This is a genomic window from Paenibacillus sp. Y568 (assembly GCF_059445545.1).
In genome coordinates this window covers 104,078-125,400 of record NZ_JCAIUM010000015.1, presented here as the reverse complement: position 1 = coordinate 125,400, position 21,323 = coordinate 104,078, and the positions used below count along the sequence as shown (strand labels likewise).

At 41.3% G+C, this 21,323-nt stretch carries 19 protein-coding genes; 2 read left to right on the top strand and 17 right to left on the bottom strand.

The genetic code is table 11. The features are described from left to right. The first annotated feature begins 432 nt into the window (after positions 1-432). Both AC1D7X_RS19510 and AC1D7X_RS19505 read left to right on the top strand, forming a co-directional pair. Positions 433-1,341, top strand: coding sequence for a DNA-binding protein (locus AC1D7X_RS19510; protein WP_495457409.1), 909 nt, complete (start codon positions 433-435; stop codon positions 1,339-1,341). Between the two features lie 715 nt (positions 1,342-2,056). After that, positions 2,057-2,536, top strand: a complete 480-nt coding sequence (locus tag AC1D7X_RS19505; protein WP_495457410.1) for a GNAT family N-acetyltransferase — start codon at positions 2,057-2,059, stop codon at positions 2,534-2,536. A gap of 349 nt (positions 2,537-2,885) precedes the next feature. On the opposite strand, the gene AC1D7X_RS19500 is transcribed toward AC1D7X_RS19505, so the two are convergent. The 17 genes from AC1D7X_RS19500 to AC1D7X_RS19420 form a co-directional block, all read right to left on the bottom strand. Further along, complete coding sequence (locus AC1D7X_RS19500; RefSeq protein ID WP_495475970.1) at positions 2,886-3,602, bottom strand: SAM-dependent methyltransferase; 717 nt, start codon at positions 3,600-3,602, stop codon at positions 2,886-2,888. Positions 3,603-3,621: 19 nt separating this feature from the next. Further along, positions 3,622-4,725, bottom strand: a complete 1,104-nt coding sequence (locus AC1D7X_RS19495) for an ArsR/SmtB family transcription factor (RefSeq protein WP_495475969.1) — start codon at positions 4,723-4,725, stop codon at positions 3,622-3,624. A 306-nt stretch (positions 4,726-5,031) separates the two neighbouring features. Then, positions 5,032-5,799 carry an ABC transporter permease gene (locus AC1D7X_RS19490; RefSeq protein WP_495457413.1) on the bottom strand — a complete coding sequence of 256 codons (768 nt, stop codon included), beginning with the start codon at positions 5,797-5,799 and terminating at the stop codon, positions 5,032-5,034. Continuing rightward, on the bottom strand, positions 5,800-6,561 hold the full coding sequence (locus AC1D7X_RS19485; protein ID WP_495457414.1) for an ABC transporter ATP-binding protein: 762 nt from the start codon (positions 6,559-6,561) through the stop codon (positions 5,800-5,802). It abuts the gene before it with no gap. A gap of 23 nt (positions 6,562-6,584) precedes the next feature. Further along, complete coding sequence (locus AC1D7X_RS19480) at positions 6,585-7,448, bottom strand: pentapeptide repeat-containing protein (RefSeq protein ID WP_495457415.1); 864 nt, start codon at positions 7,446-7,448, stop codon at positions 6,585-6,587. Positions 7,449-7,462: 14 nt separating this feature from the next. Next, positions 7,463-7,792, bottom strand: coding sequence for a PadR family transcriptional regulator (locus AC1D7X_RS19475; RefSeq protein ID WP_495457416.1), 330 nt, complete (start codon positions 7,790-7,792; stop codon positions 7,463-7,465). A 226-nt stretch (positions 7,793-8,018) separates the two neighbouring features. Further along, positions 8,019-9,131, bottom strand: coding sequence for a DNA alkylation repair protein (locus AC1D7X_RS19470; RefSeq protein WP_495457417.1), 1,113 nt, complete (start codon positions 9,129-9,131; stop codon positions 8,019-8,021). 152 nt (positions 9,132-9,283) lie between these two features. Next, the gene (gene moaA, locus AC1D7X_RS19465; protein ID WP_495457418.1) at positions 9,284-10,303 is read right to left on the bottom strand and encodes a GTP 3',8-cyclase MoaA; all 1,020 of its coding nucleotides are present in this window, start codon (positions 10,301-10,303) and stop codon (positions 9,284-9,286) included. 63 nt (positions 10,304-10,366) lie between these two features. Continuing rightward, a complete protein-coding gene (gene narI, locus AC1D7X_RS19460) occupies positions 10,367-11,059 on the bottom strand; it encodes a respiratory nitrate reductase subunit gamma (protein ID WP_495457419.1) in 693 nt (230 codons plus the stop codon). A gap of 13 nt (positions 11,060-11,072) precedes the next feature. After that, positions 11,073-11,738, bottom strand: a complete 666-nt coding sequence (gene narJ / locus AC1D7X_RS19455; protein WP_495457420.1) for a nitrate reductase molybdenum cofactor assembly chaperone — start codon at positions 11,736-11,738, stop codon at positions 11,073-11,075. 3 nt (positions 11,739-11,741) lie between these two features. After that, complete coding sequence (gene narH / locus AC1D7X_RS19450; RefSeq protein ID WP_495457421.1) at positions 11,742-13,235, bottom strand: nitrate reductase subunit beta; 1,494 nt, start codon at positions 13,233-13,235, stop codon at positions 11,742-11,744. Continuing rightward, entirely contained in the window at positions 13,225-16,908 is a 3,684-nt protein-coding gene (locus tag AC1D7X_RS19445; RefSeq protein ID WP_495457422.1) for a nitrate reductase subunit alpha, read from the bottom strand. The genes narH and AC1D7X_RS19445 overlap by 11 nt, the downstream gene beginning before the upstream one ends. A 5-nt stretch (positions 16,909-16,913) precedes the next feature. Then, positions 16,914-17,183, bottom strand: coding sequence for a hypothetical protein (locus AC1D7X_RS19440; protein WP_495457423.1), 270 nt, complete (start codon positions 17,181-17,183; stop codon positions 16,914-16,916). A gap of 23 nt (positions 17,184-17,206) precedes the next feature. Then, entirely contained in the window at positions 17,207-17,536 is a 330-nt protein-coding gene (locus AC1D7X_RS19435) for a hypothetical protein (protein WP_495457424.1), read from the bottom strand. Beyond that, positions 17,514-17,966: a hypothetical protein gene (locus AC1D7X_RS19430; protein WP_495457425.1), complete on the bottom strand. Its 453-nt coding sequence runs from the start codon at positions 17,964-17,966 to the stop codon at positions 17,514-17,516. Before AC1D7X_RS19430 ends, AC1D7X_RS19435 begins: the two co-directional genes overlap by 23 nt. Positions 17,967-17,972: 6 nt before the next feature. After that, positions 17,973-19,469, bottom strand: coding sequence for a nitrate/nitrite transporter (locus tag AC1D7X_RS19425; protein WP_495457426.1), 1,497 nt, complete (start codon positions 19,467-19,469; stop codon positions 17,973-17,975). 223 nt (positions 19,470-19,692) lie between these two features. Beyond that, positions 19,693-21,300 (bottom strand): glycoside hydrolase family 3 protein, encoded by a 1,608-nt coding sequence (locus tag AC1D7X_RS19420; protein WP_495457427.1) that lies wholly within the window; start codon positions 21,298-21,300, stop codon positions 19,693-19,695. Positions 21,301-21,323: the final 23 nt, after the last annotated feature.

Below are 21,323 nucleotides of genomic sequence, written 5' to 3'. Positions count from 1 at the left end.
TGTACAATTGATGTTCAAAGCTTATGCTATGTACTATGGGATCTTGTTGCTAATGGTAGAACAGGTTAGACTGTCTCGATTATTTATGGAACACTCCCCTTGACAATTTCTTGGTTATGCACTGCGTAGGATCCTTCGTCACTGGTATAGCACCTTCTTCATTATTTATGTAGTCGAGATGAAACTAGCTTCGCAAAAGATAGTTAATGCGGATCTCATATATATTCGCTCCCAAATGTGCAGTGTTAGTGTGGTGAAACAACTAGACTCTATAGATTACTAAATATGATATCCAACAACTAAACCCTTATTGATAAGGGTTTTTCTTATTTCTAGTGTGAAATCCTATAATTAAGAGTTACAAATTTTTAGTAATTAATCATAATATATGTAAAATTATAATTGACCAACATTCAAGCCGAATGGTACGATATGTATAAAAAGGATATAGAAAGGAATCTTACTTTGGGAGATTTAGATCTGAAAGATATTGACAATCTTGACTCACTAACAAAGATGCTTAAAGGGGCATTTGCGATTGATGCTTATAAACACATGATTGAGATAGCTGACAAGCTCTATACTCAGGCTTACAAAGCATTACAAGTGTTAAACGATAAGAGCGTACCACATCTGCACATATTTGAACGAAACATTGTATATTACATTGGTTTTAGTCAGTTGTCGAAAGGGATCGCTCTACAAAAAACTAATAAACTAGAAGAGTCAAAAAGGTGTATTGAGAAGTACAATAATTTAGACTTGGTCAATGGTGTGGAACAGGAAGGACAACAAACGATTGATTATTTCAAGGTACTTGCTAGAGCAAATACATACACAATAGATTTATTGCAGGGAAAAGAAGAGGTGATGGAAGAGTACGTCAACTTTATCAAAGAAGGCAAGAATGATGAGTTGCTCCCAGGCCTTATCACTATTTTAGAATCTGCGATAATGCACAACTTTAATATCTCTCACATTTTAACTGAACTAGGGGAGAAGATCGATAAGAGTATAGACGCTAAGGAAACACGAGAGAATAAACGTTATTATGTAGATTACCTGTATCTCTTATCATTGTACAAGTTTAAAGAAGGAGATCACAAAACTGCCATTAACATCATTCTAGATATTTTGGTAACTTCTGATAGGGTTAAGGATGACACAGGATTCAAAAAAATATGCGTTCTGTTTGAAAATTTTAGATTGCATGCTTCACAAAGTCAGCTACAAGACTATTCATCAATACTAAGACAAATTTTGAAAGGGGATTTTGAAAATGAAAAAAGTATTCAAGGCATTATGTTTGATGGTAGTCGCATTGTTAGTATCTGTCCCTAATCCTGATTTAATTATTACGTTATTAAACCATGGAATGAACTTTTAGAATACTATTACTGCTTAATGAACAATAGTCGCCCTACGGAACCCTTATGTTTTGGAAGGGCGATTTGTGTCACTTATGAGGTGTAAGAGGAAAAGAATATAGCCCGATTAATATCCGCGTTAATCGCGGTTTTTTTGTTTTAATCGCCGTTTGAGGTCAATAATATAGTCCGAATGTCGATAGAGATAAAATGTACTATTACGCTTTATATTTAGAGGCTCCTTCTAGGAAAGCAATTATATTGATCTTTTTATAGCTCATTGCATAAAACCAAAAAAATATTATAGCTATGTCGGATGATAAAACTATGTACCGCTAAACGAATTAGGTCAAGAATGAGTTCCAGTGGTCGTTGATAATTAAGTTAACGGGCAATTTACCTTAATAGTAATGTCCATAGTATGGATTATATGGTAAGTTAAATAGAGATGTTTAGGCGGTAATTTTTTTCCAATTGTAATAAAGTCTGTCGTGAATATAGATACGGTAATAGGGATCTGCGACATGTGTCGCAGATATTACGTTACAAGAAATCAGCGTAAGAGAGTGTCAAAACTAATAACAAATGCTGAAAATTACTCTGAGCATAAGTTGACCAGGCTTAGATAAATTACGAATTGCATTGCATAAACAAGATTGCGATAAAAAATTTATAAGGAGAATAAATTTATGGAAAAAGTCGACTCAATTGAATTAGTTCATTACTCGGAAGAGCATTTAGAAATACTTAATAATTTTGAACTTCCAGAAGAACAAATTCTATTTACTGCTCTCCCTAAAGAGGTTTTAAATATTACGGAAGGACAGTATCCAATAGTTATTCTTAGCGAAGAAGTGCCAGTGGGATTTTTTTTATTGCATTCGACAGATAGAGTGAAAAACTACACAATTAATCCTAATGCAATGTTATTAACTACGTTATCTACTGATCACAAACAACAAGGAAAGGGATATGCAAAAACGGGTATGCTCAAATTATCTCATTTGATTAGAAATGAATTTATATTTTGTGATGAAGTTATTTTGGCTGTAAATCATAAAAATGTCGTAGCTCAAAATCTATACTTGAATGTTAGTTTCATTGATACGGGTGAGAGAAGGATAGGATCGAATGGGGAACAAATTGTAATGAGTTTGAAAATCAAGTGAATAGGATCACTTATTTATACATAGTACATATGTACAAAATACGGGTTTTGTGAATAAGTATATGATTTAAAAGGATCCTCTAACCAAATCCTTACTTTTAGGCCTATTTTCTCTTTATAGCTATCTATCTTAAACTCTATAAAGAATTACTATTGTAAGTCTCTTTCAGAATTCTACTTTTAATGTCATTAACTATTATAGGGATTTCATTACCTATTTAAACCTACATATTATATGTCACACACCTCCAAATGTAGTTCGAGTCGCTCTTTAATATGTTGCAGCACCCATTAGATGATTTCATAGATGCTGCTGCAGATGTTGATTTCATTTCGTTGATTTCTCAATATCATTTGGATTTTTTTTGAAATAATGCTGTCCATAATCCCGATATACCAAAACATTCATTTGGCTGTTCTAGATCCTGCATTCTACGAATTTCAACAACTTCAAAATCTTTGAAAATCAATGTTAATTTTTCAGGAGTATAGCCAAGTCCACCTTTTAGACTACGGTCACGATACACTTCCCAATCCGTCATAACGGATCCACCTATAGTACCATTTTCATTAAAACAAGTAATTCCAAAAAATCCACCAGGTTTTAAAGCATGATTTATCAAGTTCACATAATCCATTCTTCGATGTGGAGCAGTATGGTGAAAACATCCGGAATTGTATATTACATCGTATCCTGCATTCTGAATTTCCAACTCAAAAATATTTTTTAAACAAAAATTGATACGGACTCCCTGTTCTTTAGCTCTATCTATCCCCCACTGTAAAGCTTCTTTGGATGAATCTACTGCATCAACATCATACCCTTGCTTGGCAAAATATATAGCATTTCTGCCCGGTCCACAACCTAAGTCTAGGACCTTTCCTCCTGATGAGAGTATATTATGCTTAAAATATTGGACCAGGTTTTCATCCGGAGCATTGACGAAAAAGGGAATTGGCTTATCTCTTTCAGAATAGAACGTATTCCAATTAAATTTAGATTGTTCCTTTAATAAGGAATCAAGCATCTTAAGGATATCCTCATTAGAATGAATCATCTCCATCATAACTCTACCTCCTCCTTCATCAATGTAAACATACAGTGAAGCTTGGATATGACAATGCTAATCTCTCTAATTGTTGCGTAATGGTATCTCTGTCAAAGCCTTTACCGAATAATTCAGGGTCAGGTTTAAAAGTTATACTGGTACCCCTTAATTGTGTAACGCCGACAGTTATTAGATCGGATTGTGGTATACCATGTTTATAATCTTGGCGATAGATATAACCTTCTCTTTGGACCTCAACAGCGAGACTGTAGGTAAGAGCGTTGACGATCGCAATACTTATCCCTTTTTCCGCACCAGGTACTTGGTACGGGGCTTCACTGTTAAATCTTTCGATATCCGTTAATACCGTTTGAACCGTTGATTTATTACTGTTTTCAAATGCTTTTACAGGTATACCTCTACCATTATCGCTAACGGTTGCACCACCATTCGGATGTAAGAAAATATGGACCTCATTGGCATAACCTGCAACGTGTTCGATAACTGAATTCTCTACTACTGCCCACAACAGCAAATTAGCATCGTAACCATCCTTGGATTTATTCCCCAGATATGATCCTGCAGAATTTCTTACCTCGACCATATCTAAATAATCGCTAGTGTCTAACATATCTACCACAGCTGATAACAACAAAATGAGAGGTAATTTGCGATGATCAGGTAATGTATAGCGTCCACTTGTGTCCTGAGTCAACAAATCAGCACCTTGTAATGCCTTTAAATGATGATATAACTGCCCAGTAGTTCCTAGACTTAACTTCTCGACGATTTCGGTGCCAGTAAGGGATTCGATAAGAATGGATGTTATGATATCAAGACGCGGTTTACTGCCTAGAGCGGAAAGTATTTTCGAAATTTTCTCGGTGCCAATACTAAGTAACTGCTTTAATTCTCTTTCTTTTGGTTCCCAACGTAATATTTGTCCATTGGATTGATACTGACCTGCGTAATAAACGTAACCCGATGAACCCTCATCATGACCTGCATGAACTTCATTCATCTCGTCAGAGAACCCGACATAGGGACGACCGGTCCCAATACTACGAACAAGTTTTTCAAGTTCTGTCATCTGTGATTTCAAAGCGTTAATCTCCATACGCCAATCTTCATCACTCACCATTTCAGCCTCCAATATTTACGTAATTACGTATTATTTATTTACATAATTACTATACCAATATTCCTGCCATGTGTAAACAATTACCATAAATGCAACTGCAATATTCCCCACCAACCATGAATCATTCTGAATCGATTTTATGATCTTAGAGTCTCTTTTTACAAAAATATACGCCAAGCGTATGATGTCTACGGCTTGGCGTTTCCCATTAAACAATATCTAATTTTTAGTTATATCATTGGAATAGAAAACGCAGCAGATAACCTGATAGTATAGTTCTAAATCGCAGCTTCCTTTTTAGCTAATTTACAACCTCCTTTTATACACCCTCATCGCAAAGAAGTAGGCTATGAGCATAATCCCAATGCACCATGCAAGCGCGACCCATATTTCATTGCCCACCGGCTGACCAGATAGCAACGCACGGATGGCTTCCACGATCGAGGTTACTGGCTGGTTATTGGCAAAGGCGCGAACGATCGATGGCATTGATTCGGTAGGCACAAATGCGGAACTGATGAACGGTAGGAAGATAAGCGGATAGGAAAACGCGCTTGCACCTTCTACCGATTTAGCGGATAGTCCAGCAATCGCTGCGATCCAAGTCAAAGCCAGTGTAAATAGTACGAGTATACCGGCTACAGCAAGCCAAGGCAGTACCCCCGCCGACGAGCGAAAGCCCATTATGAGCGCTACAAGAATGATTACGACGACCGATATAATATTGGATACTACCGAGGTCAGGACATGCCCCCACAGCACAGCGGAACGTGAGATCGGCATGGTGTGGAACCGCTCAAGGATGCCCCGTTGCTTATCCAGAAATAGGCGGTAAGCTGTATAGGATATTCCGCTTGCAATCGCAATCAGCAGGATACCGGGCAACAGGTAGTTCACATAGTTATCTGTACCGGTTTGGATAGCACCGCCAAACACATAGACGAATAGTAGCATCATTGCAATCGGAGTGATGCAGACCGTGACGATGGTGTCCATACTGCGGAAAATATGACGCATGGAACGTCCGAGCATAACACCCATATCGCTGAAAAAGTGGTTCTTTGCTGTCTCCATTTACATAGCCTCCTTTTTGCCGATGATTGAGAGGAAAATCTCTTCCAATGTCGGCTGTTTTTCAACATATTCCACCTTTGCAGATGGGAACAGCTTTTTTAGATCCGCGAGCGTACCACTTGCGATAATTCTACCCTCATGCAGAATAGCAATTCGGTCGGCTAGCTGCTCAGCCTCCTCCAAATACTGCGTGGTCAGGAATACCGTCGTTCCACCGTCGGCAAGCTCCTTGACAATCTTCCAAGTCTCAATGCGAGCCTCGGGGTCAAGCCCAGTGGTTGGCTCGTCGAGGAAAATAAGCTGCGGTTTCCCTACAAGACTCAAGGCGATGTCAAGCCTGCGGCGCATACCGCCCGAATAAGTAGACGCCCTACGATCGGCAGCGTCAGTCAGGCCGAAGCGTTTAAGCAAGTCGTCCGCAACCTGACGTGGATTGTTGAGGTGTCGCAGTTTGGCAATCATGATCAGATTTTCTCGTCCGGTCAGCATTTCGTCCACTGCGGCAAATTGCCCGGTCAGGCTGATCGCCTGACGTACACGGTCGGGCTGTAACGCAACATCGAATCCGTTTACAGTGGCAGTTCCGCTGTCTTGTCTGAGCAGCGTGGTGAGGATTTTGACAACTGTTGTCTTGCCCGCCCCGTTGGAGCCGAGCAGTGCGAAAATACTACCCTTTTCCACCTCGAAATCTACGCCTTTTAGGACTTGTAGCTGTTTGTAGGATTTTTGCAACCCGTTCACCTGAATGGCTATGTTTTTCATATTCATTCCTCCTCATATTGGATTTAAATAACAGTAACCCCCGACAAATCGGCACCCATGCCTTTAAGAGAGGCATATGTCAACTTATCCATCATCGCTCCGTCAAAGCAGACGGTTTTGATGACACGGTAATACTTTTTAGACCACGAAGATGTCGGAAAAGACACGTTCTTGAGTGTCGCACCCTTAAACGAAACTTCATTCAATGCGGATTTGTCAAACTTAACACCGATAAAGGTTTGCCCGTCAAAACACAGCCCTCCCAGAGCGGAAGAATTGAACTCCACGCCGTCAAAGATACAGTTTTCAAAGATTGTTTTACTGAGTAAGGTTGTGTTCAATTTGACGTCGGTCAGTTTTACACCTATGAATTTTGCACCGTCTAGCATCGACGAGCTGAAGTTGGTGCGTACAAGAATCGATTTATGGAAGCTTGCATTCGAAAGATCAAGACCGGACAGGCTGCAATCTGTCAGATTCGCGCCATCAAAGTTTGCTTCGCGAACATCGCTGCTCGCAAACGTGCTGCCGGTCAAATCAGCACCCGAAAAGTCTGAACCATGAAGTGCACTCCCTTTAAACTGTCCTTTATGGGCCGTAACGCCTGCAAAGTCGCTCTTAGCTAGATTGCTTCCGATAAAGTTCGTCACCACCTGCCGCTCCAGCGAGCGGGAAAGGTTGGCGACTTCCTGTACCGTTTGCTCAATGTCGCCGATGCTGTCAATGGTCATCTCAAAGGCGGTTTCATCATCCTTGCCCTCGGCCTTGAGTTCATTAAAGCGCTCCTGCAAATCGGAATGCAAGTCAGTCTTCAATTCGGTGACGCTCTTTACCCCATCGTAAGGTGCGAAAACACCGTTCAAATAGTTGGTTAATTTCTCATTCATAGCTTCAACTCTCCTTATAATAAGTCTTCAAGCACGCGCTTAGCGTATTCCCAGTTGCTTTTGTTACGAGCGTAAGCAGTCTTTCCCTTTTCGGTAATTCTGAAATATTTACGCCGTCCACCCTGAGACTCATCGCCCCAATACCACTCGATATCACCATCCGCCTCAAGCCGTCGGACGCTAGAGTACATCGTGGCTTCCTTCAACTCATACTCGCCACCAGAACGCTCGGCAATCAGCTTGACAATCTCGTACCCGTAGCGATCTGATTCGGATAAGAGCCGTAAAATCATCGTATCGGTATGTCCTCGAAGCAGGTCGGATGTAATTTTGTTGTCGCTCATGTAATCACCCCCGCATTCACATGATACGACACATTACTGTGACTGTCAAGGTAGTATATTAATTATATTACTTTTATGTTCCTACTTCGAATTTAATTTTATAACTTCATCACTGGAACGACCCAAATAAAGTAGGCAACCAAATGTGAATACGGTGGCCTACTCTACACAATTTATTATATTTATTCATCTTTAATGACACTTCACTTGGTATACATAACCTTCCTTAATCGTTAGTAAGATTCACCTTCACATACGCAACTTCTATTCCGTTTACGAGTAGAGAAATTCGATGTTCGCCAGGATAATGACGACGTGTGGTTAGGTCCTTCCAACTATGCTTCCGTAACGCCTTGAGATGTGTTCCACCAGCTACTGTTTTGTCAGATAAAAGGAATGATTTGCGTGATGTATGTCCCTTAGACTTTACGAAGTCGATTGCGTATTCGATACGAATATGTGCTGCTGGTTCACCTTCCTGGACGCGAAGTTCATAGCGTAACTCACTTATCTCGCCGATAGTTAGCACACTTGGTTCTACTGACAATGAGGCATGCGTTGTAATGGATTTGCTACCTGCTGTAGGTTCTGCATATCCGAACAACGACATAATCTCAGGATTAGCCTTACGGATTAACGTTCGACAGCCATGTCTCACGATCCAATCGGTATCTGGATGATACCCTTTCCAGCGTCGAGCAATATCTATCACGACTGAAGGGTTATCCTTCACGATATCATTTAGGTTGTTTGCGACACTTTTGCGTACATACAATGATGAATCAGCCTTCAGTAACTCCAATACAGGGAGAATTGGTGCCGGTTCACGCTTAAACATCGGAAGTGCTTGTCCCCATGGCAGGCGTGGCCGGCATCCCTCAGAAGCAAGTCTCCGAACATGTTCATCTGAATGATCCGCCCACGTTAGCATTTGACACATCATTCGCTCGGGATCACTTATAAGAAATGACCTCACGGCAAATTCAGCGGATGACTTTTGTGTAAATCGCTCTAGTGCCTTCATTGAAATTTCCCAATCTTCTTCTTTCTGTCCATATACCTCAACAAAATCGGGGAAGAACAAATACGGAAATCCAATACAACTCTCATCAATTGCGTACAGTATATCCAGTGCCTCTTCGTAAGAATCCGGCAGATATTGCCCAAGCGTTACGGTGATTCGTCTCATCCGAGCTTTTAGTTCAAGTGCGTGCCATGTATCGTCTATAGCAGTTGCCACAAACCCCTCTGTTTCAAAATCACCATAAACAGTGCGTATTTTCTCTCCAAATCCACGTAGAAATTCTTCATTGTACATATCCTTCAACGGTTCTGCCACTATTTTTCTCCTTTTTGCCATCTGTCATGTTAAAAACATAACATACCGAACTAGACATCTATATGTCTTGTATAATCAGATTAAAAAAAGAAACCTCCATAATTACAAGGTTTCTTCGTTTTGAGACGTATTCTTTTGCCCAGTGTAATTCATCATCCTCCCAAATAGGACATTTCAGGTTTGTTAACATGGCTAATGGTATTAGATAACCGTTCCTCTGAATAGTGATCATCTCGTTTGCTCCACACCTTGCTAATTAGCTCCATCAATTGCTCATCACTAAAGCCCTCTCTCAGCGGTGTCCGAAGATCAGTGCCTTTAGATCCGAATAAACAAGTGAATAGGCGTCCTTCAGCAGATAAACGAGCTCGTGTACAAGTCGAACAGAAAGCTTGAGTTACTGAAGAAATAAGGCCAATCTCTGTATCCGTTCCTACATAACGGTAACGGCTGGCGACTTCTCCATAATAATTAGGTTCAATCGGTTCCAGTGGCATGACTGCATGGATTTGATCAATTATGAATTGATTAGGTACGACTTGATCAAGTTTCCAACCGTTACTATTTCCTACATCCATATATTCGATGAACCGCAGCGTGTGACCTTTTTCTTTGAAGTATTGCGCCATCGGGATAATATCGCTATCATTGGTTCCTTTTTTGACAACCATATTGATCTTAACAGACATACCCGCGCTAGATGCAGCATCTATCCCTTCGAGAATGGGTTTCACTTGGTATCCAACACCATTCATTGCCGCAAATCTATCATGATCTAAACTATCTAAGCTTACCGAGACTCTGTGTAGTCCTGATTCATAAAGGTTCCCTGCTAGCTTAGATAATAAGGACCCATTCGTAGTTAAGGCGATATCTTTGACTCCATCTATCTCGTTAATCATAGATACAAGCTTCGGAATATCTTTTCTAAGCAGTGGTTCTCCTCCGGTAATACGAATTTTCTCCACACCCAGTTGCGTAAAGATGCTAGTTAATCGAGTCAGTTCTTCAAACGTAAGCAATTGCTCATGATCTAAAAATGCATAACCTGAACCAAAAATTTCTGCTGGCATGCAGTATCTGCAACGAAAATTACAACGATCCGTCACCGATATTCTTAAGTCTCGAAGTGGCCTTTGGAGCCGATCCTTAACTGTAATATGCTGGTTCATGTAATATGGCCTCCTCTCCAAGGTGCCTATCCTTCTTTTCTCTATTGTGAGTATTATATCATGTTAGTTTCTTTTTTTATAACGAGATCTTGATCGGTATTGTAATGGCGCTCGTGCTGGGTAACGCGCAGGAAAGGAAAACATATGCACCAACATCGTAAAGGGAATTGACGCGAACAATAGAAAGGCAACAATAATGTGTATTTGGAAAAGGAGCGGAACTTCACTCATCAATTGGTATTCTGGCTGAAAGATGAACAAGCTCCTAAACCATGGACCTATCGTAGTTCGATACTCGTAGGAGGACACGGTGGTGTTATAAATTAGAGTCATATATGTTCCCATCCCAGCAATGATTAGAAGCATGATCACTGCGAAGTAATCGGCAAAACTGGCATGCATGCGAACACGGTTGTTCGTTATTTTCCGAATGAGTAGGAAAATAAGTCCTGCAACAACCATTAAGCCAGCTAGTCCGCCACCTATTATCGCGAACAGGTGATAGAGCTCATCAGATACACCAAGGGCTTGATACACACCGCGGGGGATTAACACTCCCATGACATGACCACCAAAAGCAAATATAATTCCCCAATGGAACATCCTTGAACCGATTCGCAGCCACTTTTTCTCAAAAATCTCTGTGGATGGTGCAGTCCAAGTCATCTGGCGAAAGGCGAATTTGTACAGTAGCCCTACGATCATAATGGCTAAAGTGATATATGGAAAAATGACCCACCAAAAGATATCGGCCATGATAAAGCTCCTTTCATTGACACATTTTCATGTTAGACATAGGATTATTAGGGTTATCCGTTTTGGCCATACCATCCATACCATACAAGATAGGATAAGGCATATCCTCTATATCTGTATGTTCCCTCGATTGCTCCAGCTTCTGTATGTCTTCGGCTGTGGGTTCCCCTAGTACATCACTAACAATTAACTTGTAGGTTGGTGCATAAGGATGATCCTGAGGTAGATTCTTCGCAATCCGATGGGATGCGACGGAGAGGCGAAGCTGAATCGCCTTTAAATGAACATTCTCAGGAGCAACAGCAATTAATTCATAGAGAGCTGGCATATAATCAGCCAACTCTCCAGCAGCTAATTCGAATCCAGCATCAGCGATGATGTGTTGTAGAAGAATGAGGGCCGCTCCTCGATCTCTACTGTCTCCAAGTTCATGTGCCGTTAAGTAAAGTCCTGTACTTTCCGTCCAATCAAATGTCGTTACATATGCTTCTCTAAGCGCTTGGAGAGATAATGTATACAGAGGTTCTAAAGCTTCCAGCAACCGATCTTTGACATCTTCCTGCTGAATTTCATCATGGATCATTTGAAGTAGATCGTCCTTTTCGTCAAAGAAGGAATCGTCTGGGTATCCGACAACTCGCGATACAATGGCTAAGATCAAGCGTTGTTCTTCATTCAAAGGTTACACCCCTCTCTTAAATGGATTAGTGACCAAACCTTCAGGTGGTGCAATGCCCTCGATGCTACAAGCGCCCTGCTTATAATGTAGGTTGTCATCCATTTCTCTTCTTCCAGTTGGAATAACGAACCGTTCATTATATTTAGCAACCGCAAATAAACGGGCCATATCTTCAATGTCTTCGACACTCATACCGGATTCTTCTAGTAACTTGCTGTGCTCAAGTTCATCCATTCCCCCAACGGATTTTTGCCGCATATGCACACGCATGGCCGTCATCTTCAATAAGACTTGACGAATAACTTGGGTATCTCCAGCTGATAACAATGAGGCTAGATATTCCATAGGAATGCGCATTTGATCGACTGCCGGAATATAATGGTCCGTTTGAAGTTCATCTTCTTCGATATGATTCATAATCGGGCTTAACGGTGGCACATACCATACCATCGGAAGTGTCCGATATTCGGGATGTAGCGGGAGTGCAACTTTCCATTTCATAGCTAATTTATATACAGGTGATTGTTGTGCTGCTTCGATCCAGGGATCAGTAATACCAGCTTGTCTTGCAGCTTCGATTACTTTGGGATCGAAGGGATCCTGGAATACAGATAGCTGAGATTCATATAAATCTTTCGGATCTTCCACAGAGGCTGCACTTTTCACTTTATCTGCATCGTAGAGAACGACTCCGATATAGCGAATGCGCCCTACACATGTTTCAGAACATATCGTTGCTAGACCTGCTTCCGTCCGAGGATAACAGAAATTACATTTCTCAGCTTTATGGGTGTTCCAGTTGTAATACACCTTATGATAAGGACAACCATTCATACAGAAACGCCAACCACGACAAGCATCTTGATCTACAAGAACGATACCGTCCTCATCACGTTTATAAAGAGCTCCTGATGGACAGGACGCGACGCAAGATGGATTCAAGCAATGCTCACAAATTCGTGGCAAGTACATCATGAATGTCTTCTCGTATTCCATCGCGATATGTTCATGAAGATTCTTAATATTGGGGTCAAGCGGTACAATTTCACTACCGCCTGCTAAGTCATCGTCCCAGTTCGGGCCCCATGTCGGTTTATCAATAAACTCTCCTGTAATCATCGATTTAGGACGAGCAACAGGAAGGTTCTTCTTTTTTGGACTATTAATTAAATGTTCATAATCATAAGTCCACGGTTCGTAGAAATTATCCAATTGTGCCATGTCAGGATTGTAGAAGAGATTCGCTAACTTCGTAATCGGTCCCCCTGCGCGAAGAGTTAGTTTACCATTACGTAGTACCCAGCCCCCCTTATACTTTTGAGTATCTTCCCATTGCTTCGGGTAACCAGGTCCAGGACGTGTCTCCACATTGTTAAACCACATATATTCTGCTCCGGGTCTATTGGTCCAAGTATTCTTACAGGTGACAGAGCAAGTATGACAACCTATACATTTGTCGAGGTTCATCACCATAGCGACTTGTGCTTTAATCCTCAAGCCAGTCTACCTCCTTCAGTGGTCTGATAATCGTAATGGTATCTCTCTGATTACCTGTAGGCCCATAATAATTAAACCCATAACTAAGTTGTGAATATCCACCAATCATATGCGTTGGTTTCACCGTAATTCTGGTCACACTGTTATGCGTACCGCCTCGCTTCTTATTGATCGCAGTACCGGGAACACCCATGGTTCGATCCTGTGCATGATACATATAAGCAATACCTTCGGGTATGCGATAAGTGGTAACCGCTCTTGCTACGACAACACCATTGCGGTTGTATAATTCGATCCAATCATTATCTTTGATGTCAATCGAAGCTGCATCTTTCTCATTCATCCAGACAACCTGCCAGCCTCGAAATAGTGTAGACATTTGGTTGGTTTCCGTGAACATGGTATGAATTCCCCATTTCTGATGAGGAGTCAAATATCTTATAGCAATTGATTTACCCGTGTTTGGTACTTCGGTTTCTCCTCGGAGGAAAGGTACATGTTCCAAAGGTGGTAAATATAGTGGAAGAGCTTCACCGAAGTCCAACATCATCTCGTGATCTAGATAGAAACTTTGTCTACCCGTTAATGTTCTCCAAGGAATACCATATTCCGTGTTGAGTGTAAATGGAGAATATCGCCGATTATCCTTTTCTAATCCACTCCATACGGGGGTAGATATGGCGTGACGTGGCTGAACCGTTATATCTTGGAGTGTATAAGCTTCTTCTTCGCGTGGCTCTGCAATTTCGGTTAATTTCTTACCCGTCTTTGCCTCCATAGACTTCCATCCTTCAACAGCTCTTTGACCATTCGTGGCACCGGACATGAGTAGAATCGCTTCGATCGCCTGTTTATCCGTATACAAATTAGGATATCCTTTACCAACCCCATCATTTCTTGAGACACCCAACTGTTCAACAAGTTGACCATATACCTTCTCGCCAGGAATGGTAACACCTTTGACGGTATATCCGTTCTTGATGTTCGGACCGATTGTAATCATCTTCTGATAGACGTTTGGATAATCCCGCTGGACAATTTGAAACGTTGGCATCGTTTTTCCTGGAATAGCAGGCGTTTCACCTTTGCGCCAATCCTTTATTTTACCGTTTACTTGTGCTATTTCATTAGGTGTATCATGTGCGAGTGGTGACATGACGACATCCTCTGTTGCGGGTAGATGCTTCTCAGCCATTTCAGTGAATACCTTGGCAATTTCTCGGAAAGTATCCCAATCACTTTTCGCCTGCCATGGAGGAGATATGGCTGGGTTAAAGGGATGAACGAATGGATGCATATCCGTGCTACTCAGATCGAATTTTTCATACCATGTCGCAGCAGGTAATACGATATCCGAGAAGAGTCCAGAACTCGTCATGCGGAAATCCATGCTTACGAAGAGATCTGTTTTCCCTTCTGGCGGAACCTCATCCGTGTGGACATCTTTCGGTTTCCATGAATGTGTCGTATCCGTCATGACTTGGTTATCGGCACCAATTAAATGTTTGGCGAAATATTCATGACCTTTTCCACTGTCACCTAAGAGATTAGAACGCCAGTTAAAGAAGACACGTGGAAAATTGCGCGGGTCATTTGGATGCTCAATAGCCCATTGTATTTCATCCTTCGCAGCCTGATTCGCAATATATTGGGTGGCTTCCTCATCCGTCTTCGCACCATTCTCTCTTGCTTCACGTACGAGATCGATCGAGTTCTGTGAGAATTGAGGGAATGACGGTAACCAACCTAACCGCACTGACATCGCATTGACATCAGCAGGATGCATATGGTTATAACGTCCACCCCATGGTGTCTGTTCTTCCTCATTAACATGTGCTTCGTAACGGAACTGTTCGGTTGCGAAGTAGAAAAATGATGTACCATTCATTAATCTTGATGGTTTAGTCCAATCCCCAGCAAAAGCCACCTGTTGCCAGCCTTCGAGTGGTCGAACCTTCTCTTGTCCAACATAATGGGCCCAACCACCACCATTGACACCTTGTGATCCAGTCAACAGAACCAGATTTAGAATAGAACGGTAAATTTGATCACTGTGGTACCAGTGATTCGTTCCTCCACCCATGGCAATCATGGATTTCCCACCTGTTTTGGCCGCATTCTCGGCAAACTCTCTAGCAACCTGAATAACATGTGCCTTCTTTACACCAGTGATACCTTCTTGCCAAGCAGGTGTGTATGGTTTGACGTCATTATAATCGATTGGATAATCTCCGATTAAGTCTCGGTTTACACCTACATGAGCCAACATTAAATCGTACACAGTAGCTACCTTAAGAATTTCACCTGATTCACTTTGAATATATTTAACTGGAACGCCACGTTGGACGATCTCTCCCTCTTGTTCAGCGAAATATGGGAAATCTACCAACAGGACTTCTTGCGAAGCATCAATAAATGTTAATTCAGGTTGAATAACCGTACCATCATCTTTTTCTAGATCAAGATTCCAATTACTTCCGTTATCCCAGCGAAAACCCTGACTTCCGTTAGGAACATAAGGTGCTTCTGTTACCGAGTCCCACACAAGTGTTTTCCACTCTGCTAAATCCAGATCATCATTAAGATCGGAGGCGCGTAAGAAACGATCTGAACGAATGCTTCCGTTTTCCTCCTTAAGAAGAACTAAGAAGGGGAGATCGGTAAACTTTTTGACATAATCCTGAAAGTAAGGGGTCTGCTGATCTACATAGAATTCCTTAAGAACGACATGGGTCATAGCCATCGCTAATGCTCCATCCGTTCCTGCTTTTGCCGGAAGCCAAATATCAGCGAATTTCTCATATTCCGCATAGTCAGGGCTGACACCTACTACTTTTGTTCCGTTATAACGTGCCTCTACCATGAAATGGGCATCCGGTGTACGCGTTTGAGGTAAATTGGTTCCCCATATGATGAAATACTTAGCATTATACCAGTCCCCACTCTCAGGAACGTCGGTCTGTTCTCCCCATATTTGCGGTGAAGCAGGTGGTAAATCGGCATACCAATCATAGAAACTCAGAATGGTACCCCCGATCAGTGATAAAAAGCGTGTACCTGCAGCATAACTCACCATGGACATAGCAGGGATTGGACTGAATCCAACAATACGGTCAGGGCCATATTTCTTGATCGTATGAATGCTAGACGCGGCAATGATCTGACACGCTTCTTCCCAACTTGCTCTCACAAGTCCTCCTCTACCTCTAGCCTTCACATAAAGCTCTCTCTTACTAGGATTGTTCACAATATTCGACCAAGCTGTTACGGGATCATGACCTTGTTTCATTTCAGATCTCCATAATTCCAAGAGATCTCCACGGATGTAGGGATATTTCACTCTTATAGGACTGTAGGTATACCAAGAAAAGCTGGCACCACGTGGACAGCCACGGGGTTCATACTCGGGGAAGTTAGGGCCTGTTGTTGGATAATCCGTTTGTTGAGTTTCCCAAGTGATAATGCCATCTTTCACAAAAACCTTCCAGCTGCAGGATCCCGTACAGTTAACACCATGAGTTGAGCGAACAACTTTATCATGTTGCCAACGTCCACGATAAAGATCTTCCCATTCTCTTGGTTTAACGGTCTCCTCAGACCAGCCGTCGTTAAATTTCTCTCCACGTTTTAGATGCTTTAAGGATTGCAGTAATTTATTCTGTTTGCTGCTCACTTATTTCACCCTTTCATCGAAGTAATTCCCATAGGATTGAAACGTTCACCTACTAGCTTATTAGCCTGATCATCCTGATACAGTTCCTCCAGAAAGACATTCCATTCAGGGGCGTTACAAGCTACAATGATAAGTCTTTGCAACTGATTAAGGTCTTGTATACTATCGACTTTTTGTGCGATTTGTAATGGGATTTCACCAAACCGCATATCAAGAATGGCGTTCAAATCCTCTCGATCTAAATCAAGATACTGTTCATCATGTGTTATAGACATACGTTACCCCTCCTTCAATCTTCTCATGGTTTCATCATCTTGAAGTAATCCGCAATTAATGCTTTCTTAATATCTTCTCCAGTAGAATGAAAGGTTTCTTTGACCTCTATCTGATTCTCTTTAATCGTCTTCCAAACCCAATAATGTTCCTTCATATGAGAGAGATTCTCTCCGTATCGAAGAAAGACTGTGATTCCATCCTGATTAGAAATAGCCCCAGCTTTTACATCATAGGGGTGCAAATTAAAGTAGTCTAATTCCTTTGTAAGTATAAGATATAGCTCTGGATGAATATATTGGAGTGGCTTCTCTAGCAAATTATCCTTAGAACTAGACAGCTTCATCAGATTCATGTGACGATTCCTCCAGTTCTTCTCCGATCATCTGTAGCTCATCTCGGTTATGAATTAAATCAATTAGCATTAAAGCATGAAATCGTTGAAGGATTTTATCACTAACACCTTCACTAACCAGTAATTCCCTAATCTCACCAGCTAGGTCTCTCATAAGATTATGATCTCTTGTCAAGCTGGTGATCAAATCCCTTAATTCTGGCTTGGCTTCTACCGTTTCTTTATATAAACCTTCCTCTTCACTTGTTGCGTGTTGAAGTGTTCTCGTCTCCCAATGTTCAATGATGATATAGGCGACATCCAAAGCTTTATCCAGTTCATCCTTCATAAGGAATTGACCCAATAACCCGGTTAATTCTTTGGCTTCTTCGAGAGCCGCTTCATGGATCGAAGAATGACTATCTACATTTCTCAAAGCAGGTCCTGACATTGTATATCACTCCTTTTTCTTTGAAATATCACTGAATATGGCTACATAGTTTTTTACCACATCTTGATCATCTTTGATTGCACTAACCGTTAGCCATTCTTGAAATAGATGTCCATCAGCTTGCTTATTTGTGATCTCACCCTGCCACTGCCCTTTCTCTAATAATTCCTTCCAAAAGGATTCATAGAAAGTGTGATCATGTTGACCCGAACTGAGAATCTTAGGTGTCTTTCCCAAGACTTCATCTTGCGAATAACCTGTAACTTGCGTGAAAGCATGGTTCACCGAAACGATGATGCTCTTGTTATTTGTCACCATCACGGCATCAGCAGTTGAATCAATTATGTCATTAGATAATTGTAATTTGTCTTGGAAGGACATCCAGAATACGATCACCAGACTAGCAAGAGCAGCCTCAGAAAGAGCCATGAAGCCAATAGAATAATGTCCAGTTAATCCGTATAGTGAAGTCAACATTAATGGTGGAAAGAACCCACCTAAACCTCCGGCTGCAGCTACAATCCCGTTGACTATACCCATCTGTTTGGAAAAGTATTGTGGGACAAGCTTAAATACGGCTCCATTTCCAATCCCACTAAACACCGCTACAGCCAAGCATCCAATCGTGAATAGCACCATATTCAAGTTGAAAGATAGTAAAATACCAGATAAGGTTAGCCCACCGAACACAACCATGAGCACCTTGAAAGGGTTCAACTTGTCGGAAAGAATGCCTCCCACAGGTCTTAGTAGTGTTGCTAGAACAATAAATCCAGCTGTTCGTAATCCTGCATCCACTTTATCCAGAGCAAATTGATTAACAAAAAAATTCGGTAAATAGACCGTAAAGGCGACAAACGATCCAAATGTGATGAAATAGAACAAACTCAGAAACCACAATTTTTCATTGTGAGACACTTTACTAAACTGTTCCCTGATAGATATATTGACCTTGGTTTCTTGTTTGTCTCCTAACAAAAAATTCAATATTGCAAATACAGCAACAAGTACCAAATAACAGTAGATGGCTGCTCTCCAACCCATTGTATTCGCTAGAATTGGAGCACCGAAGGTAGTGAACGCTGTGCCCATATTTCCTACGCCATAAATTCCGTTAATTGTTCCATGTTTCTCTTTAGGATAATACTTTGGAAGGGAAGTAACACCAATAGTGAATGTCGCTCCACCAATTCCCAAAAATAAGCCACTAATCATCAAATCTAAAAATGAGTCGGAAATGGAAAGATACCAAATCGGAACTAAAAGAGCTATAAAGCTAATAACAAATAACACTCGAGCACCAAATCGATTCGTTAAAAAGCCTATCGGAATACGCAAAATTGAACCCAAAATAACCGGAATAGCGGTAGCCCATGTGGATTGATTAGGGGTTAGTGGTATATCTGTTTGGATGTATGTCATTAATGAAGATATCAGCACCCAGCACATGAATGAGGCTACTAGACTACCCGTCTGTAAGGTTAATTGAATTTTGCGAATCAAACCATTCCCTCCCTCTATAAATAATTTGAAAAAAAGTGTTACTTTATGTATAGCCGAAATCAACCAATTTTAAACATTTTAAATTACTTGTTTTATTCTAATAATAGGTTATTAACCGAGATAGTTTTTACCTGATTATTCGAAAAAAAGAATCTTCCTGAGACAACAGGCAGATTCTTTCTTTGGTAATATTTAATTAATGCTAATATACTTTCACATTATTCTAATGCTTAACGCTCCCTATTAAACTTACGGGTAGAGTTCCCTCAGCCTTACTTTCCCCTGTTAAAATACTAGCTAGAGCTTCTATAAAGTATGGGGTATTCTCGTAGCAACATACGTATGCAGGAATGTCGGGGATATCGTTTAGATCATAGGGATTACGCGTTGATGCGGCAATTAGGCGCTTATGATGCTGCTGCATCAATTGTTCTACGATTCGACGCTGACCTTCCGGCAAGTCACTTCCAGATGTATACGTCACGATGACCACTTGATCGACCATTCCTGCGGCTTGAACAACGTGGTTAATCTCTACTTGAGAAGGCTCTGCACTAATCCGTATTTCTTCAACCTCTTGCATGTATTGCGATAACGTCTGTCCTAATGTTTTAACATCTGTCCAAGGTTCATCCACTTGTGTCTCCTGTCTTACTTCTGGCCAGATGACTAGAACGGATTCGCTAGTATTCAGAGGAAGCTGACCTTCATCTTTGACAATCGTAATACTTTTACAGGCGACCTCATTTAGTAAGCTGTCAATTTGCGGTTTATGACCTCTTTCCAAAAATAGAGTCGTATCGCCAGATGCTATATGATGTAGACGTTTTTCTTTCAATTTCAATATACGCTCAACGGCTCGATCAATCACACTTTCGTCAATTCGGCCGGTGAGCACGGCTTCTTTAACAGCTTCAATCGCATTTGTCTGATCGTCCCATGTATGACTAACAAGAATGCAATCCGCACCTGCCTCCACTGCTTTAACCGAACCCTCCGCAATTCCAAAGAACTTAGTGATCGCATGCATTTCTAAACAGTCCGTAATAATAACGCCCTCGAATCCTAATTCCTCACGTAGTAAGCCAGTCAATACTGCGTTGGATAAAGTAGCTGGAATAGGCTCTGTTTCAATCGCTGGAAATATAACATGTGCGGTCATGATCATATCTACGCCATCTTGAATGGCCCTAACGAATGGCTTTAGTTCAATAGTATCTAGACGATTCCTATCATGTGAGACTTCTGCTAGCCCATAATGTGAATCGACGCTTGTATCTCCATGCCCAGGGAAATGTTTCGCTCCTGCTGATACGCCTTTCTCTTGAAATGCTCTTATCGCAGCAGAACCGTGCTCAGAAACCTGATCTGCATCCTCTCCGAATGACCGAACCCCTATGATGGGATTACGTGCATTATTATTTATATCAAGACAGGGTGCAAAATTCAGATTGATCCCTAATGAAGTCATCTCGTCAGCACTAATAGCTGATACTTTGTATGTATATTCCGGGTTAGCGGTTGCACCTAAGGCCATATTTCCTGGAATCCGACTCATCCTCTTATGATCAATCCGTGTAACCATTCCGCCTTCCTGGTCAATGGCAATCCACAGCGGTAAATTCTGACTGCTCTTAGCCACTTCCTGAAGTGATGCCGACAGCTTAGCAACCTGTTCCATTTCATCGATGTTACGACGGAAATAAATAACACCACCAATGTGATATTCCTCAATCAGATTGTTAATATGATCATCGGGTACCAAGTCATGAAATCCACAGATAAACATTTGTCCGATTTTCTGTTCCAATGTCAGGTTAGACACTTTCATTTATGATCACACACCTTTGCTCA

Excerpts from the sequence above, each read along its gene's own strand:
- AC1D7X_RS19510 (WP_495457409.1), top strand. The coding sequence starts at position 433 with ATGTATAAAAAGGATATAGAAAGGAATCTTACTTTGGGAGATTTAGAT.
- AC1D7X_RS19505 (WP_495457410.1), top strand. The coding sequence starts at position 2,057 with ATGGAAAAAGTCGACTCAATTGAATTAGTTCATTACTCGGAAGAGCAT.
- AC1D7X_RS19500 (WP_495475970.1), bottom strand. The coding sequence starts at position 3,602 with ATGATGGAGATGATTCATTCTAATGAGGATATCCTTAAGATGCTTGAT.
- AC1D7X_RS19495 (WP_495475969.1), bottom strand. The coding sequence starts at position 4,725 with ATGGTGAGTGATGAAGATTGGCGTATGGAGATTAACGCTTTGAAATCA.
- AC1D7X_RS19490 (WP_495457413.1), bottom strand. The coding sequence starts at position 5,799 with ATGGAGACAGCAAAGAACCACTTTTTCAGCGATATGGGTGTTATGCTC.
- AC1D7X_RS19485 (WP_495457414.1), bottom strand. The coding sequence starts at position 6,561 with ATGAAAAACATAGCCATTCAGGTGAACGGGTTGCAAAAATCCTACAAA.
- AC1D7X_RS19480 (WP_495457415.1), bottom strand. The coding sequence starts at position 7,448 with ATGAATGAGAAATTAACCAACTATTTGAACGGTGTTTTCGCACCTTAC.
- AC1D7X_RS19475 (WP_495457416.1), bottom strand. The coding sequence starts at position 7,792 with ATGAGCGACAACAAAATTACATCCGACCTGCTTCGAGGACATACCGAT.
- moaA (WP_495457418.1), bottom strand. The coding sequence starts at position 10,303 with ATGAACCAGCATATTACAGTTAAGGATCGGCTCCAAAGGCCACTTCGA.
- narI (WP_495457419.1), bottom strand. The coding sequence starts at position 11,059 with ATGGCCGATATCTTTTGGTGGGTCATTTTTCCATATATCACTTTAGCC.
- AC1D7X_RS19440 (WP_495457423.1), bottom strand. The coding sequence starts at position 17,183 with ATGTCTATAACACATGATGAACAGTATCTTGATTTAGATCGAGAGGAT.
- AC1D7X_RS19435 (WP_495457424.1), bottom strand. The coding sequence starts at position 17,536 with ATGAATCTGATGAAGCTGTCTAGTTCTAAGGATAATTTGCTAGAGAAG.
- AC1D7X_RS19430 (WP_495457425.1), bottom strand. The coding sequence starts at position 17,966 with ATGTCAGGACCTGCTTTGAGAAATGTAGATAGTCATTCTTCGATCCAT.
- AC1D7X_RS19420 (WP_495457427.1), bottom strand. The coding sequence starts at position 21,300 with ATGAAAGTGTCTAACCTGACATTGGAACAGAAAATCGGACAAATGTTT.